This window comes from Pseudorhodobacter sp. MZDSW-24AT (assembly GCF_002794355.1).
In the GTDB taxonomy this organism is placed as follows: domain Bacteria; phylum Pseudomonadota; class Alphaproteobacteria; order Rhodobacterales; family Rhodobacteraceae; genus Pseudotabrizicola.
The window spans coordinates 69,236-83,199 of the sequence record NZ_PGOI01000001.1; the positions used below are offsets into that span (position 1 = coordinate 69,236).

Below are 13,964 nucleotides of genomic sequence, written 5' to 3' on the forward strand. Positions count from 1 at the left end.
CTCGGTCACAGGGCGCCAAGGCAATGGGCGCCAAGGCACAGGCCGCCAAAACACAGGCCACTGTGCGGGCCTTTGCGTCGCGGCGCAGCCATGTGATCTATCGCAGTCTGCAGCGCGAGATTGTGCTGGGGATGCTGGCCCCGCGCTCGGCCTTGCTGGAACTGGAGTTGGCGAACCGCTTTGAGGTGTCGCAGGGCACGGTGCGCGAGGCGCTGCTGCTGTTGCAGGAAGAAGGGCTGGTGCACCGGATGGCGCATCGCGGCACGGTGATTGCCGATTGCCGGGCCGAGGATGCCGAAGAGCTGATCCGCCTGCGCCATGACATTGAATGCCGGGGCGTGCGGCGGGCGATGGCGCGGCGCGGGGGCGCGCTGGCCGAAGACCTGCGGCGGCATCTGGGCGCGATGCAGGCGGCGGCGGCGGCGGGGGATGAATACCTGCTGTCGGTGCATGACCGGGCGTTTCACACCGGGCTGTTCGAACAGGCCGACCTGCCACCGGTGCAGCCGATGCTGGCGCGCTGCCTGATCCATGCGCATCGCTTCAAGATCCTGCACCCGGAACAGCAGCGCGACCTTTTGGAGACCGCGAACCGGCATCAGGGGATTATCGAGGCGGTGGCGGCGGGCGATGCCGAGGCGGCGGTGTCGGCGCTGTCGCATCACATCACCACGATCGTGGATTTCGGGCCCAGCGTGATCGGAGGGGCAGCATGAGCCGCAGTCAGCCTTCCGCCAGCCAGCCTTCGCCTGCGATGGCGGCAATTCTGACGCGGCTGGCGGCCGAGGATGCGGGGCTGCCCGATCCGACGCTCTTGCCTGCGGCGGAGGGGCGGGCGCAGGCGGCGCGGGGCAATGCACGCTGGAACCGGGACTTGCCGGAGATGGCCGAGGTGCGGGAGGTGAGTGTGGAGGGCCCGGCGGGGCCCCTGCCCTGCCGGATACTGGTGCCAAAAGGGGCGGTGCGCGGCACGATCTTGTATCTGCACGGCGGTGGCTGGGCGTTCTGCGACCGCGACACGCATGAGCGCGCCTGCCGCCTGCTGGCGATGGCGGCGGGTGCGGTGGTGGTGAATGCCGATTACCGGCTGGCGCCCGAGCATCCCTTTCCCGCCGGGCTGGAGGATGCGCGGGCGATCTGGGCGGCGCTGCACGCGGGCCATGCGCCCTTTGCCGGATTGGCGGGGCCGTATGCGCTGGCGGGCGACAGCGCGGGGGCGAATCTTGCGCTGGCGGTGATGTTGGGGGCGGATGCGCCGCCTGCCGATTGCGGACTGCTGTTTTATGGCGTGTATGGCGCGGATTTCACCACGGCGTCCTACACAGAGTTTGCCGAAGGGCCGGGGCTGAGCCGCGCCAAGATGCAGCGCTATTGGGATTGGTATGCGCCCGAAGCCTTGCGCGACAATCCGCAGCTTGCGCCGTTGCGCGCGACGGATGCGGCGCTGCGGGCTCTGCCCCCTTTGTATCTGAACGCCGCCGAGATCGACCCCCTGCGGTCGGACAGCGAGCGGCTTTATGCGCGGCTGATGGCCTTGGGCCGGGCCGACAGATTTCGCCTGCATGGCGGAGTGGTTCATGGCTTCATGCAGATGAGCCTTGAGCTGGAGGAGGCGCAGCGGGCGCTGGTCGATGCGGGGGAGGCGTTTCGCAGTCTGACCCATCAGCCGCCGCGCAGGGACACACCAAGGGAGAGAGACAGATGATGACCACCCGTATCACCCGCAGGGTTGCGGCGGCGCTGATGGCAAGCACCTTGCTTGCCGGTGCGGCCAGCGCGCAGACTGTGAACTTCTGGTATCACTTCGACAATGCCGACAATCCGATGTCGGATCTGGTGGCGAAGTTCGAGGCGGAGAACCCCGGCATCAAGATCAATGCCGAGAACATCCCGTGGAACAGCTATTACGACCAATTGTATACGGCCTTTGCCGCAGGCACCGCGCCGGATGCGGCGCTGGTCAAGCTGAATGCCCTGCCCCGTCTGCTGGAGATGGAGGCGCTGGAGCCACTGGATGCGCGGCTGGACGCTTGGGAGGGCAAGGCCGAGATTCAGGACAATCTGCTGAACCTGACGGCGGCGGCGGATGGCGGGCATTACTATCTGCCGGTGCAATATGTGGTGCTGTATCTCTATTACCGCACCGACATGTTTGCCGAGCTGGGGCTGACCCCGCCGGAAACCTGCGAGCAGTTCCGCGAGGCGGCGCTGAAGCTGACGCGCGACACCAATGGCGACGGGCAGCCCGATGTGTACGGCTTTGGCTTTCGCGGTGGCAAAGGCGGGCATGACCATTGGGCGAGCTTTGTGCTGTCACGCGAGGGCGTGGGCTTTGGCCCCGGCGAGTTGACCAGTGCCGCAGGCGTGGACGGCAGCCAGTTCGTGGTGGACCTGTTCCGCACCGACAAGGTGTTTCCGCCTTCGGCCCCGAATGACGGCTTTCAAGAGATCATCGGGGCGTTCAAGAACGGCACCACGGCGATGACCATTCACCACATCGGCTCTTCCGCCGATATGGTGGCCACCTTGGGCGACAAGGTGTCGGCCGTGCCGGTGCCGGAATGCGGCGGCGGGCGCTGGACCTCATTCGGCGATGAAAGCACGGCGATCTTTTCCAGCGCGCAAGACAAGGACGCGGCGTGGAAGTGGATCAGCTTTCTGTCGAGCCCGGAAAACAACGCGGCTTTCAACATGGCCACCGGGCAACTGCCGGTGACCAAGACCGACAGCGCCAACTGGAACCTGCATGAGGCGCGGTTTGTGGAGGCGACGGTGAAGTCGCTGCCCTTTGCCAATCTGCTGCCCAATGTCAGCGAGACGGCGGATTTCGCCAATACGGTCTGGCCGGTCGCGATGCAGCGCGCGCTGATCGGCGAGATCAGCGCCGAGGCGATGAACGCCGAGATCGACTCGCTCTACAACAAGTGACCGTTTGAGCGAGCCTGTGGCAGGCCGTTCCTCCCCGGCCTGCCACCCCCTTTAGCTGCAAGGCAACCCCATGTCCGCACTTTCCGCTCCGCCGGTGCCGCTGTCGCGCCGGGTGCTTCCCTATGCCATGCTGTCCCCTGCCGTGCTGGTGACGCTGGCGATCGTGTTCCTGCCGATGGTGCAGGCCGTCTGGATGAGCCTGCATGATTATGTGCTGTTTCGTCCGCGGGTGTTTGATTTTGTCTGGTTCAAGAATTTCCAGACCGCGCTGGCCGATCCGGTGTTTTGGGTGTCATTGCGCCAGACGGTGATCTGGATCGCCATCACGGTGCCTGCGCAGATGCTCTTGGGGCTGGCCACGGCGCTATTGCTCAACCAAGATTTCCCGTGGCGGGGGCTGGCGCGGGCCTTGGTGATTATCCCTTGGGCGCTGCCTTCGGTGGTGATCGCGCTGATGTGGGTGTGGATTTATGACAGCAATTACGGGGTGTTGAACGACCTGTTGCTGCGGATGAACCTGATCACGGCGTCGATCCCGTGGCTGGCGAACCCGGACACCGCGCTGTATGCGATTATCCTCACGCTGACATGGCAGGGCTTTCCGTTCTTTGCGGTGATGATCCTCGCCGGATTGCAGGGGATTCCGAAAAGCTATTACGAGGCCGCGGCGATTGATGGCGCATCGAGCTTTCGGCAGTTCTGGCACATCACCCTGCCGGGGCTTGCGGGCGTGCTGATGACGGCGACGCTGCTGCGGATCATCTGGGTGGCCAATTCCATCGATGTGATCTTTGTGATGACAGGCGGCGGGCCGGGATATTCGACCTATACGCTGCCGCTTTACGCCTTTGTGAATGCGCGCACGGGGCTTGATTACGGCTATGGCTCGGCGCTTGCGGTAAGTTTCACGCTGGTGCTTTTGGGCTTTGTCATCCTGTATCTGCGCCGCGCGGGGAGGAACATCGGATGATGGTGCGCAACCGTTCGCTGACGCGGCGCATTCTGACGGTGGATCTGCCGGTGCTGCTGATCTTGTGTTTCACGCTGTCGCCCTATCTGTGGATGGCGCTGACCTCGGTCACCGAAAAATCGCGGCTGTTCACCGAAGGGCCGTCGCTGGCGGGCGCGACCTTGGAGAATTACGGCCGCCTGTTCCGCACGGTGGGCTTTGGCCGCAACCTGTTTGACAGTTTTGTGGTGGCCAGTGGCACCATGCTGGTGGGGTTGGGCCTTGCGGTGCCTGCGGCCTATGCGTTTTCGCGGTTCCGCTTTCGCGGGCGCCGCTTGCTGATGCTGCAGTTCCTGCTGATCAACATGTTTCCCTTGGTGCTGCTGATCCTGCCGCTGTTCATCCTGATGCGCAGCCTTGGGCTGGTGGACACCTATCTGGCACTGATCATCGCCAATTCCACCGTGGCGATCCCGTTCTCGGTCTGGATGATGACAAGCTATATCGACAACATCCCCCGGTCGCTGGACGAGGCGGCGATGACGGATGGCTGCACGCGCTTTGGCGCGTTGTTCCGGGTGGTGCTGCCGCTGTGCACGCCCGGTATCATTGCGACGGGCGTCTATATCTTCATCACCGCTTGGAACGAATACCTTTACGCGCTGACCCTTGGCGGGCGCAGCGTGAAGCCGATCACCGTCGCGATCCAGACGCTGATCGGGGAATACCAGATTGAATGGGGCCTGCTGACGGCGGGCGGCATTGTGGGCGCGATGCCTGCAACGCTGCTGTTCCTGTTCGTGCAAAAACGTCTGATCGCCGGGATGACCCAAGGCGCGGTCAAGGGATAAGGGAGATGAGTTTGAAGAATCCGGTCGGCATCATTTCGATGCAATTCGTGCGCCCGTTCACCGGCGCGCATCTAGGGCTGTTCGCGCAGATCCGTGCCATGGGCTTTGATTTCATCGAAATGCTGGTGCCCGAACCCGAGGATGGTCTGGACTTGGCCACCACGCGGCGGGCGCTGGACGATGCGGGGCTTGCGGTCGTGCTGGCGGCCCGGGTGAATGTGCAACGCTCCATCGCCTCGGAAGAGGCGACGGCACGGCAATGCGGTTTGGACTACCTTGCCCGCTGTGTGGAAGTGGCTGAAGGCTTGGGCGCGCAGATCATCGGCGGGCCGCTCTATGGCGAGCCGATGGTTTTTGCCGGGCGCCCGCCCCTGCCCCGCAGTGCCGACGAGATGAGGGCGCGCGCCGACCGGATGATCGACGGCTTGCAACGGGTGGCGCCGCTGGCGCGGGCGGCCGGAAAGGTGTTTGCGGTGGAGCCGCTCAACCGGTTCGAGACCGATATGCTCAACACCACGCGGCAAGGCATCGCCGTGGTGGATGCGGTGAACGATGCGGGGCTGGGGCTGATGCTCGACACCTTCCATATGAACATGGAAGATCAGTCGATCCCCGATGCGATCCGGCTGGCGGGGCACCGCACGGTGCATTTTCAGGCCAATGAAAACCACCGGGGATTTCCGGGCACCGGGAACATGGACTGGCCTGCGATCATGCGGGCGCTGGCACAGGTGGGCTATCAGGGGCCGGTGTCGCTGGAGCCGTTCCGGCGCGACGACCAGCGGCTTGCGCTGCCCATCGCGCAATGGCGGGCCCCTGCCGAGGATGAGACAGAGAAACTGAAGGCTGGCCATGCGCTGATCCGCGCGGCGCTGGATTTGGCGGAGTATGCGCAATGACCAAACCCCTGAACATTGGCTGGATCGGCTGCGGGCGTCATGCGCGCTGGATGCTTTTGCCGCAACTGGGCAAGGCCGGGTTCCGGCTGGCGGCACTGTGCGACCGCGACGCCGAAGCGATGGCCGAGACGGCAGCGCATTATGGCGTGACACAGACCTATAGCGACTGGCAGGAGATGCTGGCGCAGCCGGGGCTGGATGCGGTTTTCATGGCGGTGGGGCCACAGGTGCACCATGCCGCCACGCTGGCCTGCATCGCCCGCGGGATTCCGGTGTTCATGGAAAAGCCCCCGGCGGCCAATCATGCGCAGGCGCTGGAATTGCAGCGCGCGTCGGAAGCGGCGGGGGTTCCGGTCTATGTGGGCTTCATGAAGCGCTATTCCACCGGCAACCGGATTGCGGGCAATATCTTGCGCGGCGAGGCGTTTGGCCCGGTGCTGGGGATCACCGCGAGCTATATGACGGCGCCCACCTATTTTGCGGGCGAGGAGGATTACACCGGGTTCTATCTGCATCACTGCGTGCATTACATGGATCTGCTGCCTTGGCTGGCGGGCAGCCCGCTGGCCGAGCTGAGCGTGCGGCGGATCAGCCCGGCGAAGGGGCGCGTGCTGTTTCATATGGGGTTCACCTGCGAGAGCGGCGTGATCGGCCATGTGGTGATGGGCACGCTGCAATCGCGCGGGACACCGATGGAACAGATCATGGTGATGGGCGATCACAACCGGGTGGAAGTGTCGAATGTGATCCATGTGGCGTGGCACCGTGACCCGCCATTCAAGGCGGAAGATCCGGCGGCGACGCTGGACCCGGGCTGTGACACGCTGACATGGAGCCCGAATTTCACCGCTGCGGCGAATGAAGATCACAAGGGCTATGCGGCGCTTTTGGCCGATGTGGCGGCAGGGCTGTCGGGGCGGCCGTCAGCCGCGCCGACGATTGCCGATGGCGTGGCGGCGATGGCGGTGCTGGACCGGATGATCGCGCTGTTGGAGGCGCAGGCCTGACCTTTGGGCGGGGGGCGGCGTCCCCTGCCCCGGCCCAGCGCTCAGAGCACCCCGATGCCGCGCAGGATCACGGTTTTGACCGTTTCGGTCGCTTCGCGCCATTGGGCATCGGTGAGCGGCTGGCCGCCGTTCAGCGTTTCGATCTGATGGCCGAAATCGGCGTAATGCTGGGTCATGGCCCAGAGCATGTAAAGCAGATGGCGCGGGTCCACCGGGGCCATCTTGCCCTGATCCACCCAAGTCTGGATCACCGCCATGCGCCCGGCCGTCCAGTCGCGCAGGGTGGATTCGAGGTAATCCTGAATGACCGGTGCGCCGTGCATCACCTCGGAAGCCCAGACCTTGGAGCCATAGGGATGGCGGCGCGAGATTTCCATCTTGGCCTCGATATAGGCGCCGATGCCTTCGACCGGGCCGGGCGCATGGTCGAAGCTGTCGGCGGCGTGCAGCCAGATTTCAAAGATGTTGCGCACGACCTGACGGTAGAGCGCCTCTTTGGTGGGAAAATAGTAATGCAGATTGGCTTTGGGCAGGCCTGCAAGATCGGCAATGAGCTGCATGGTGGCGCCGCCATAGCCCGCCTCGGCGAAGACGCGTTCTGCCGCATCCAAGATCATACGCTCATTTTCGCGCCGGATTTCGGTGCGTTTGCCTTTGGATATGCGCGAAACTTGGGCGTTTTGAGGCATTGGCCTTGCGGGAATTATGTTGACCGGATGGTCAGGTTGTGGTGCGCTTGAGCTTGACCATACGGTCAGAAAACGAGTCGCGGCAAGGGGTGCAAAGACACCCCGCGCACACAGGGAGAGCCAGCTGATGCCAGCACCCGGAGAGAATCTCCGCATCAATTCCGAACGTCTGTGGGACAGCCTTGACCAGATGGCGCAGATCGGCCCCGGCGTGGCGGGCGGCTGCAACCGGCAGACGCTGACCGATGCCGATAATGAAGGGCGCCACCTTTTTGCCGACTGGTGCGAGGCGGCGGGCCTTACGATGGGCGTGGATCAGATGGGCAATATGTTTGCCACCCGCGCGGGCAGCGACCCCGAGGCCCTGCCCGTCTATATGGGCAGCCATCTGGACACCCAGCCCACGGGCGGGCGCTATGACGGGGTGCTGGGCGTGCTGGGCGCGTTGGAGGTGGTGCGCACGCTGAACGATCTGGGGGTGACGACGCGGCGCCCGATCGTGGTGACGAACTGGACCAACGAGGAAGGCGCGCGCTTTGCGCCCGCCATGCTGGCCAGTGGCGTGTTTGCGGGCATTCACAGCCAAGACTACGCCTATGACCGGCGCGACCCCGAGGGCAAGCGCTTTGGCGACGAGCTGGCGCGGATCGGCTGGGTTGGCGACGAGGCGGTGGGCGCGCGCAAGATGCATGCGATGCTGGAGTTGCACATCGAGCAAGGCCCGATCCTCGAGGCCGAAGGCAAGCAGATCGGCGTGGTGACCCATGGCCAAGGGCTGTGGTGGCTGGAGATCACCCTGACCGGCAAGGATGCCCATACCGGCAGCACGCCGATGGCGATGCGGGTGAATGCGGGGCTTGGGATGGCGCGGATCACCGAACGCGTCCATCAGATTGCCATGAGCCATCAGCCCAATGCTGTGGGTGCGGTGGGACAGGTGTTCGTGCATCCGAACTCACGCAATGTGATTCCGGGCAAGGTGGTGTTCACGGTGGATATCCGCAGCCCCGAGCAAGGCAAGCTGGATGCGATGAAGGCCGAGGTGATGCGCGCAGCCCATGCGGTGGCGGCGGAGCTGGGGCTTGGCTGCGGGATCGAGGAGGTCGGACATTTCGACCCGGTGACCTTTGACGCCGGTTTGGTGGCGACGGTGCGGGGGGCGGCGGAACGGCTGGGCTATGCGCATATGGATATCGTGTCCGGGGCCGGGCATGATGCCTGCTGGATCAATCGCGTGGCGCCGACGGTGATGGTGATGTGCCCCTGTGTCGGGGGGCTGAGCCACAACGAGGCCGAGGAGATTTCGCCCGCATGGGCGGCGGCAGGGACGGATGTGCTGCTGCACGCCTGTCTTGAAGTGGCTGAGGTGGTGTCCTGAGGCTGGCCGCCGGGGGCTCTGCCCCCGGACCCCCGGGATATTTGTGAACAGATGACATGAGGGAGCGGTGTGATGGCCTCGACGGTGATCAAGGGCGGGACGGTGGTGACGGCGGATCTGTCCTATGCGGCGGATGTGAAGATCGAAGGCGGCGTGATTGTCGAGATCGGCAAGGGGCTGTCGGGCGACAAGGTGCTGGATGCGGGCGGCTGCTATGTGATGCCGGGCGGGATTGATCCGCACACGCATCTGGAGATGCCTTTCATGGGCACCTATTCGGCGGATGATTTTGACAGCGGCACCCGCGCGGCTTTGTCGGGGGGCACCACGATGGTGGTGGATTTCATCCTGCCCGGCCAAGGGCAGGATCTGATGGATGCGGCGAAGGTGTGGTCGAACAAATCGACGCGGGCGCATTGCGATTATTCCTATCACATGGCCGTCACCTGGTGGGGCGAGCGGGTCTGGGAGGGGATTGCCGAGAGCGCCAAGGCGGGGATCACCAGTTTCAAGCATTTCATGGCGTATAAGGGCGCCTTGATGGTGAATGACGACGAGCTGTTCGCAAGCTTCCGCCGGGTGGGGGAAGTGGGGGGGCTGGCCATGGTGCATGCCGAGAATGGCGATGTGGTGGCAGAACTGACCGCCAAACTGCTTGCCGAAGGCAATTGCGGGCCGGAAGGACACGCCTATTCGCGCCCGCCGCAGGTGGAGGGCGAGGCCACCAACCGCGCGATCATGATTGCCGATATGGCGGGCGTGCCTTTGTATGTGGTGCATGTGTCCTGCGAGGACAGCCATGAGGCCATCCGCCGCGCGCGTCAGGCGGGCAAGCGCGTGTGGGGCGAGCCTTTGATCCAGCATCTGACGCTGGATGAGTCTGAATATTTCCACCCTGACTGGGACCATGCCGCACGCCGCGTGATGAGCCCGCCCTTCCGCAACAAGCAGCATCAGGACAGTCTGTGGGCCGGGCTGATCTCGGGCAGCCTGTCGGTGGTGGCGACAGATCATTGCGCCTTTACCACCGCGCAGAAGCGCTTTGGCCGGGACGATTTTTCCAAGATCCCCAATGGCACCGGCGGGCTGGAAGACCGGTTGCCGATGCTGTGGACCCAAGGGGTGGGCACCGGGCGGATGACGCCCAATGAATTCGTGGCGGTGACCAGCACCAATATCGCCAAGATCCTGAACTGCTATCCCAAGAAGGGCGCGGTTCTGGTGGGGGCGGATGCCGATCTGATCGTCTGGGACCCGGAAAAGGAGAAGACCATCACGGCGGAGAGCCAGCAATCGGCGATCGATTACAACGTGTTTGAAGGGCATAAGGTGAAGGGCCTGCCGCGCTTTACCCTGACGCGGGGCCATGTGGCGGTGACCGAAGGCCAGATGACCAGCCGCGAAGGGCATGGCCAGTTTGTGGCGCGTGAGGCGCGGCCAGCGGTGAACCGGGCGATGAGCCAGTGGAAAGATCTGACCGCGCCGCGCCCTGTGCAGCGGTCGGGCATTCCGGCGACGGGTGTGTGAGCGCATGAAGGACACGCTGACGACCAGTGCGCCGGTGATTGCGGCGCGCGATCTGAACCTGACGTTTCAGACCGGTGACGGGCCGGTCCATGCGCTCAAGGATGTGAACCTGACGATCAACAAGGGGGATTTTGTCAGCTTCATCGGGCCATCGGGCTGTGGCAAGACCACGTTTTTGCGCTGTATCGCGGCGCTGGAGCATCCGACGGGCGGGTCGCTGACGGTGAATGGCATGACGCCCGATGAGGCGCGGCGGCAGCGGGCCTATGGCTATGTGTTTCAGGCGGCGGGGCTGTATCCGTGGCGCACGATTGCCGGCAACATCAAGCTGCCCTTGGAGATCATGGGATTTTCCAAGGCCGAGCAGGAGCAGCGGGTGGCGCGGGTGCTGGAGCTGGTGGAGCTTGCGGGTTTTGGCGGCAAGTTTCCGTGGCAGTTGTCGGGCGGGATGCAGCAGCGCGCCAGCATTGCGCGCGCGCTGGCCTTTGATGCCGATATCCTGCTGATGGACGAGCCTTTTGGCGCCTTGGATGAAATCGTGCGCGACCGGCTGAACGAGGAATTGCTGAAACTGTGGGCGCGGACGGGCAAGACGATTGGCTTTGTCACCCATTCCATCCCCGAGGCGGTGTATCTTTCGACCAAGATCGTGGTCATGAGCCCCCGCCCCGGCCGCATCACCGATGTGATCGACAGCCCGCTGCCGCGCGAGCGCCCCTTGGACATTCGTGACAGCCGGGAGTTCATCGAGATTGCTCATCGGGTGCGCGAGGGCTTGCGCGCGGGGCATCAGGATGACTGAGCGCGCCCCCCGTTTCGCCGCAGCTTTGCCAGTGCTGAGCGTTTTGGCGGCGATCCTTGTGCTGTGGTATGCGGCGGCGGTGTGGATGAATGCCACATGGGTTTATGATCAGGCCGCACGGGCGGGCACGACGGTGACGCTGGCGGAAGTGATCCCGCAGACGATGGCGCAGAGCCGGCCGCTGCTGCCGCCGCCGCATCAGGTGGCCGCCGAGCTGTGGAAAGGGGTGACGGCGCAGGCGGTGACGTCGAAACGCTCTTTGGTCTATCATGGCTATGTCACCTTTCGCGGCACCATGATGGGCTTTGCACTGGGGATTGCGCTGGGGGTGGGGCTGGCCATGGCCATCGTGCGGTTCCGGGTGATGGAGCTGAGCGTGATGCCTTGGGCGATCATCAGCCAGACCATTCCGATCGTGGCACTTGCGCCGATGATCCTGACGGTGTCGAACCAGATCGGCATCGACAACCGCGAGGTGCCAAAGGCGATCATCGCGGCCTATCTGTCGTTTTTTCCGGTATTGGTGAGCATGGTCAAGGGCTTGCGCAGCCCTGACCAGATGCAGCTGGACCTGTTGTCGACCTATGGCGCGTCAGAGACCGACACTTTCCTCAAGCTGCGCTTGCCGGCGTCGCTGCCCTATTTCTTCGCCTCGCTGAAGGTGGCGGTGGCGGCGGCACTGGTGGGGACGATCATCGGGGAATTGCCGACGGGCGCGATCGAGGGCTTGGGCGCGCGGATGCTGATCGGGTCGCAGTTTGGCGAACCGCTGATCATGTGGGCGGCGCTGTTTGCGGCGGCGATTTTGGCGGGCGGGCTGATCCTGATCGTGGGATGGATCGAGCGCGTCGCGCGGGCAAGGATGGGAGCACCGGCATGATCTGGCTTTGGGGCGCGGTGGTGTTCTGGCTGGCGGCTTGGGCGCTGAACGTGCGGCTGGCGGCAAGCCCTTTTGGCCGCACGCGGGCCGGGCGGTTGATGGTGGCAAGCCTGTTTGGGCTGACGCTTCTGGTGCTGTGGGAAGGGCTGGTGCGCGGCTTTGCGGTGCCGACGGTCATTCTGCCGGGGCCTTCGGTGATTGGGCCAAAGATCGCGTCCTCGCTGCCGATCCTGTGGGCCGATTTCGTGCAGACGGTGATCAAGGGCGCGCTGTCGGGCTTTGCCATCGGCACGGTGGCGGCCTTTGTCGCGGCGATTGCCATTGACCGCTCGCCCTTCTTGCAAAAGGGGCTGCTGCCGGTGGGCAACTTCGTTTCCGCCCTGCCCATCGTGGGCCTCGCACCGGTGCTGGTGATGTGGTTCGGCTTTGACTGGCAGTCCAAAGCGGCGGTGGTGGTGGTGATGGTGTTCTTTCCGCTGCTGGTGAACATGGTGGCCGGGTTGCAGGCCACCGACCGGCTGCACCGCGACCTGATGGCGACCTATTCGGCGACCTATACCCAGCGGCTGATCAAGCTGCGCCTGCCCGCCGCGATGCCGTTCTTCTTCAACGGGCTGAAAATAGCGGCGACCTTGGCGCTGATCGGGGCGATTGTTGCCGAATTTTTCGGCAGTCCGATCGTGGGCATGGGGTTCCGCATCTCGACCGAGGTGGGAAAACTGGCGCTGGACATGGTCTGGGCCACAATTGCAGTGGCGGCTTTGGCGGGATCGGCGCTCTATGGTGTGATCGCGCTGATCGAATCCCGGGTGACCTTCTGGCACCCGTCACAGCGCAAATAGGCGCGCAGCTTCATTAAGGGCGGCACGAAGAACCGCCCCGATACGCAACGGCAACGCCCCCGTCAGAGGGGCACAACACGGAGGTCTGAAGATGAAAAAGACACTGTTTGCGGCCAGCATGTTGGCGCTTTCGGCCGGGATGGCCAGCGCCGAGGATGTGACGCTGCAACTCAAATGGGTGACGCAAGCGCAGTTCGCGGGCTATTATGTGGCCAAGGACAAAGGCTTTTACGAAGAGGAAGGCCTGAATGTCACCATCAAGCCGGGCGGTCCCGACATCGCGCCGGAACAGGTGATCGCAGGCGGCGGTGCCGATGTGATCACCACATGGATGCCCGCTGCCTTGGCCGCGCGCGAGCGTGGGCTGCCGCTGGTGAACATCGCGCAGCCGTTCTCCGAAGGCGGGCTGAAGTTCACCTGTCTGAAGGATTCGGGCGTGACCACCACCGCCGATTTCCCGGGACGCACCTTGGGCGTCTGGTTCTTTGGCAATGAATACCCGTTCTACGCCTGGATGGCCAAGCTGGGTCTCGCCACCGATGGATCGGAAGGCGGTGTGACGGTGTTGAAACAGGCCTTCAACGTGGATGCGCTGCTGCAAAAGCAGGCCGATTGCATCTCGGTCATGTCCTATAACGAATATGGTCAGGTGATCGATGCCGGGATCAGCGAAGACCAGCTGGTGACCTTCTCTTACAAGGATGAAGGTGTGGCGGTGCTGGAAGACGGGCTTTACGTGCTGGAAGACCGTCTGGCCGATCCGGCCTTTGTCGAGACGATGGCCAAGTTCGTGCGCGCCTCGATGAAGGGCTGGAAATACGCCGAAGAAAACCCGGATGAGGCCGCCGAGATCATCGTGGAGAACGACGAATCGGGCGCGCAGCGGCTGGAGCATCAGCAATACATGATGTCGGAGGTCGCCAAGCTGACCGCAGGCGGCGATGGCAAGCTGGACCCGGCCGACTATGAGCAAACCGTGGCCACCCTGCTCGCCGCGGTGTCGCCTGACAATCCGGCCATCACCAAGGCCCCCGAAGGCATGGCCTGGACCCACATGGTGACCGACAAGGCGCTGGAGTAACGCCGTCGCCGCAGGTCGGGTGCGCCAGACCTGCCGCCACGTCAAGCTGTGCCGCCGTCCAAGGGTCGCCCTTGGGCGGCGGTTCCACATTTGCGGCCGCTGGCGGGGCATCTGCCCACTGGAAACCGCGC

Annotated in this window: 14 protein-coding genes; 13 read left to right on the forward strand and 1 reads right to left on the reverse strand. The window is 64.1% G+C overall.

The features are described from left to right. Positions 1 to 23 precede the first annotated feature (23 nt). The 7 genes from CUR21_RS00360 (at position 24) to CUR21_RS00390 (ending at position 6,634) form a co-directional block, all read left to right on the forward strand. The gene (locus tag CUR21_RS00360) at positions 24 to 716 is read left to right on the forward strand and encodes a GntR family transcriptional regulator (RefSeq protein ID WP_100195029.1); all 693 of its coding nucleotides are present in this window, start codon (positions 24 to 26) and stop codon (positions 714 to 716) included. Further along, positions 713 to 1,705 (forward strand): alpha/beta hydrolase, encoded by a 993-nt coding sequence (locus CUR21_RS00365; protein WP_100195030.1) that lies wholly within the window; start codon positions 713 to 715, stop codon positions 1,703 to 1,705. Before CUR21_RS00360 ends, CUR21_RS00365 begins: the two co-directional genes overlap by 4 nt. Then, a complete protein-coding gene (locus CUR21_RS00370) occupies positions 1,702 to 2,928 on the forward strand; it encodes a sugar ABC transporter substrate-binding protein (RefSeq protein ID WP_100195031.1) in 1,227 nt (408 codons plus the stop codon). The genes CUR21_RS00365 and CUR21_RS00370 overlap by 4 nt, the downstream gene beginning before the upstream one ends. A 70-nt stretch (positions 2,929 to 2,998) precedes the next feature. Continuing rightward, positions 2,999 to 3,898 carry a carbohydrate ABC transporter permease gene (locus CUR21_RS00375; protein WP_100195032.1) on the forward strand — a complete coding sequence of 300 codons (900 nt, stop codon included), beginning with the start codon at positions 2,999 to 3,001 and terminating at the stop codon, positions 3,896 to 3,898. Beyond that, positions 3,895 to 4,728 carry a carbohydrate ABC transporter permease gene (locus CUR21_RS00380; RefSeq protein ID WP_100195033.1) on the forward strand — a complete coding sequence of 278 codons (834 nt, stop codon included), beginning with the start codon at positions 3,895 to 3,897 and terminating at the stop codon, positions 4,726 to 4,728. The genes CUR21_RS00375 and CUR21_RS00380 overlap by 4 nt, the downstream gene beginning before the upstream one ends. Positions 4,729 to 4,733: 5 nt before the next feature. Continuing rightward, complete coding sequence (locus CUR21_RS00385) at positions 4,734 to 5,627, forward strand: sugar phosphate isomerase/epimerase (RefSeq protein WP_232622629.1); 894 nt, start codon at positions 4,734 to 4,736, stop codon at positions 5,625 to 5,627. Beyond that, positions 5,624 to 6,634, forward strand: a complete 1,011-nt coding sequence (locus CUR21_RS00390; RefSeq protein ID WP_100195034.1) for a Gfo/Idh/MocA family protein — start codon at positions 5,624 to 5,626, stop codon at positions 6,632 to 6,634. Before CUR21_RS00385 ends, CUR21_RS00390 begins: the two co-directional genes overlap by 4 nt. A 41-nt stretch (positions 6,635 to 6,675) precedes the next feature. Here CUR21_RS00390 and CUR21_RS00395 read toward each other — a convergent pair whose 3' ends face one another. Beyond that, a complete protein-coding gene (locus tag CUR21_RS00395; protein WP_100195035.1) occupies positions 6,676 to 7,323 on the reverse strand; it encodes a TetR/AcrR family transcriptional regulator in 648 nt (215 codons plus the stop codon). A 127-nt stretch (positions 7,324 to 7,450) separates the two neighbouring features. Here CUR21_RS00395 and CUR21_RS00400 point away from each other — a divergent pair, with 127 nt between their 5' ends. From CUR21_RS00400 to CUR21_RS00425, 6 genes are all read left to right on the forward strand, one after another. Beyond that, entirely contained in the window at positions 7,451 to 8,701 is a 1,251-nt protein-coding gene (locus tag CUR21_RS00400; protein ID WP_100195036.1) for a Zn-dependent hydrolase, read from the forward strand. A 72-nt stretch (positions 8,702 to 8,773) separates the two neighbouring features. Beyond that, positions 8,774 to 10,228, forward strand: coding sequence for a dihydropyrimidinase (hydA, locus tag CUR21_RS00405; protein ID WP_100195037.1), 1,455 nt, complete (start codon positions 8,774 to 8,776; stop codon positions 10,226 to 10,228). A 4-nt stretch (positions 10,229 to 10,232) separates the two neighbouring features. Further along, complete coding sequence (locus tag CUR21_RS00410) at positions 10,233 to 11,030, forward strand: ABC transporter ATP-binding protein (RefSeq protein ID WP_100195038.1); 798 nt, start codon at positions 10,233 to 10,235, stop codon at positions 11,028 to 11,030. Beyond that, a complete protein-coding gene (locus CUR21_RS00415; RefSeq protein WP_100195039.1) occupies positions 11,023 to 11,910 on the forward strand; it encodes an ABC transporter permease in 888 nt (295 codons plus the stop codon). Before CUR21_RS00410 ends, CUR21_RS00415 begins: the two co-directional genes overlap by 8 nt. After that, on the forward strand, positions 11,907 to 12,752 hold the full coding sequence (locus CUR21_RS00420; protein ID WP_100195040.1) for an ABC transporter permease: 846 nt from the start codon (positions 11,907 to 11,909) through the stop codon (positions 12,750 to 12,752). The genes CUR21_RS00415 and CUR21_RS00420 overlap by 4 nt, the downstream gene beginning before the upstream one ends. A 91-nt stretch (positions 12,753 to 12,843) precedes the next feature. Next, the gene (locus CUR21_RS00425; RefSeq protein ID WP_100195041.1) at positions 12,844 to 13,833 is read left to right on the forward strand and encodes an ABC transporter substrate-binding protein; all 990 of its coding nucleotides are present in this window, start codon (positions 12,844 to 12,846) and stop codon (positions 13,831 to 13,833) included. Positions 13,834 to 13,964 lie beyond the last annotated feature (131 nt).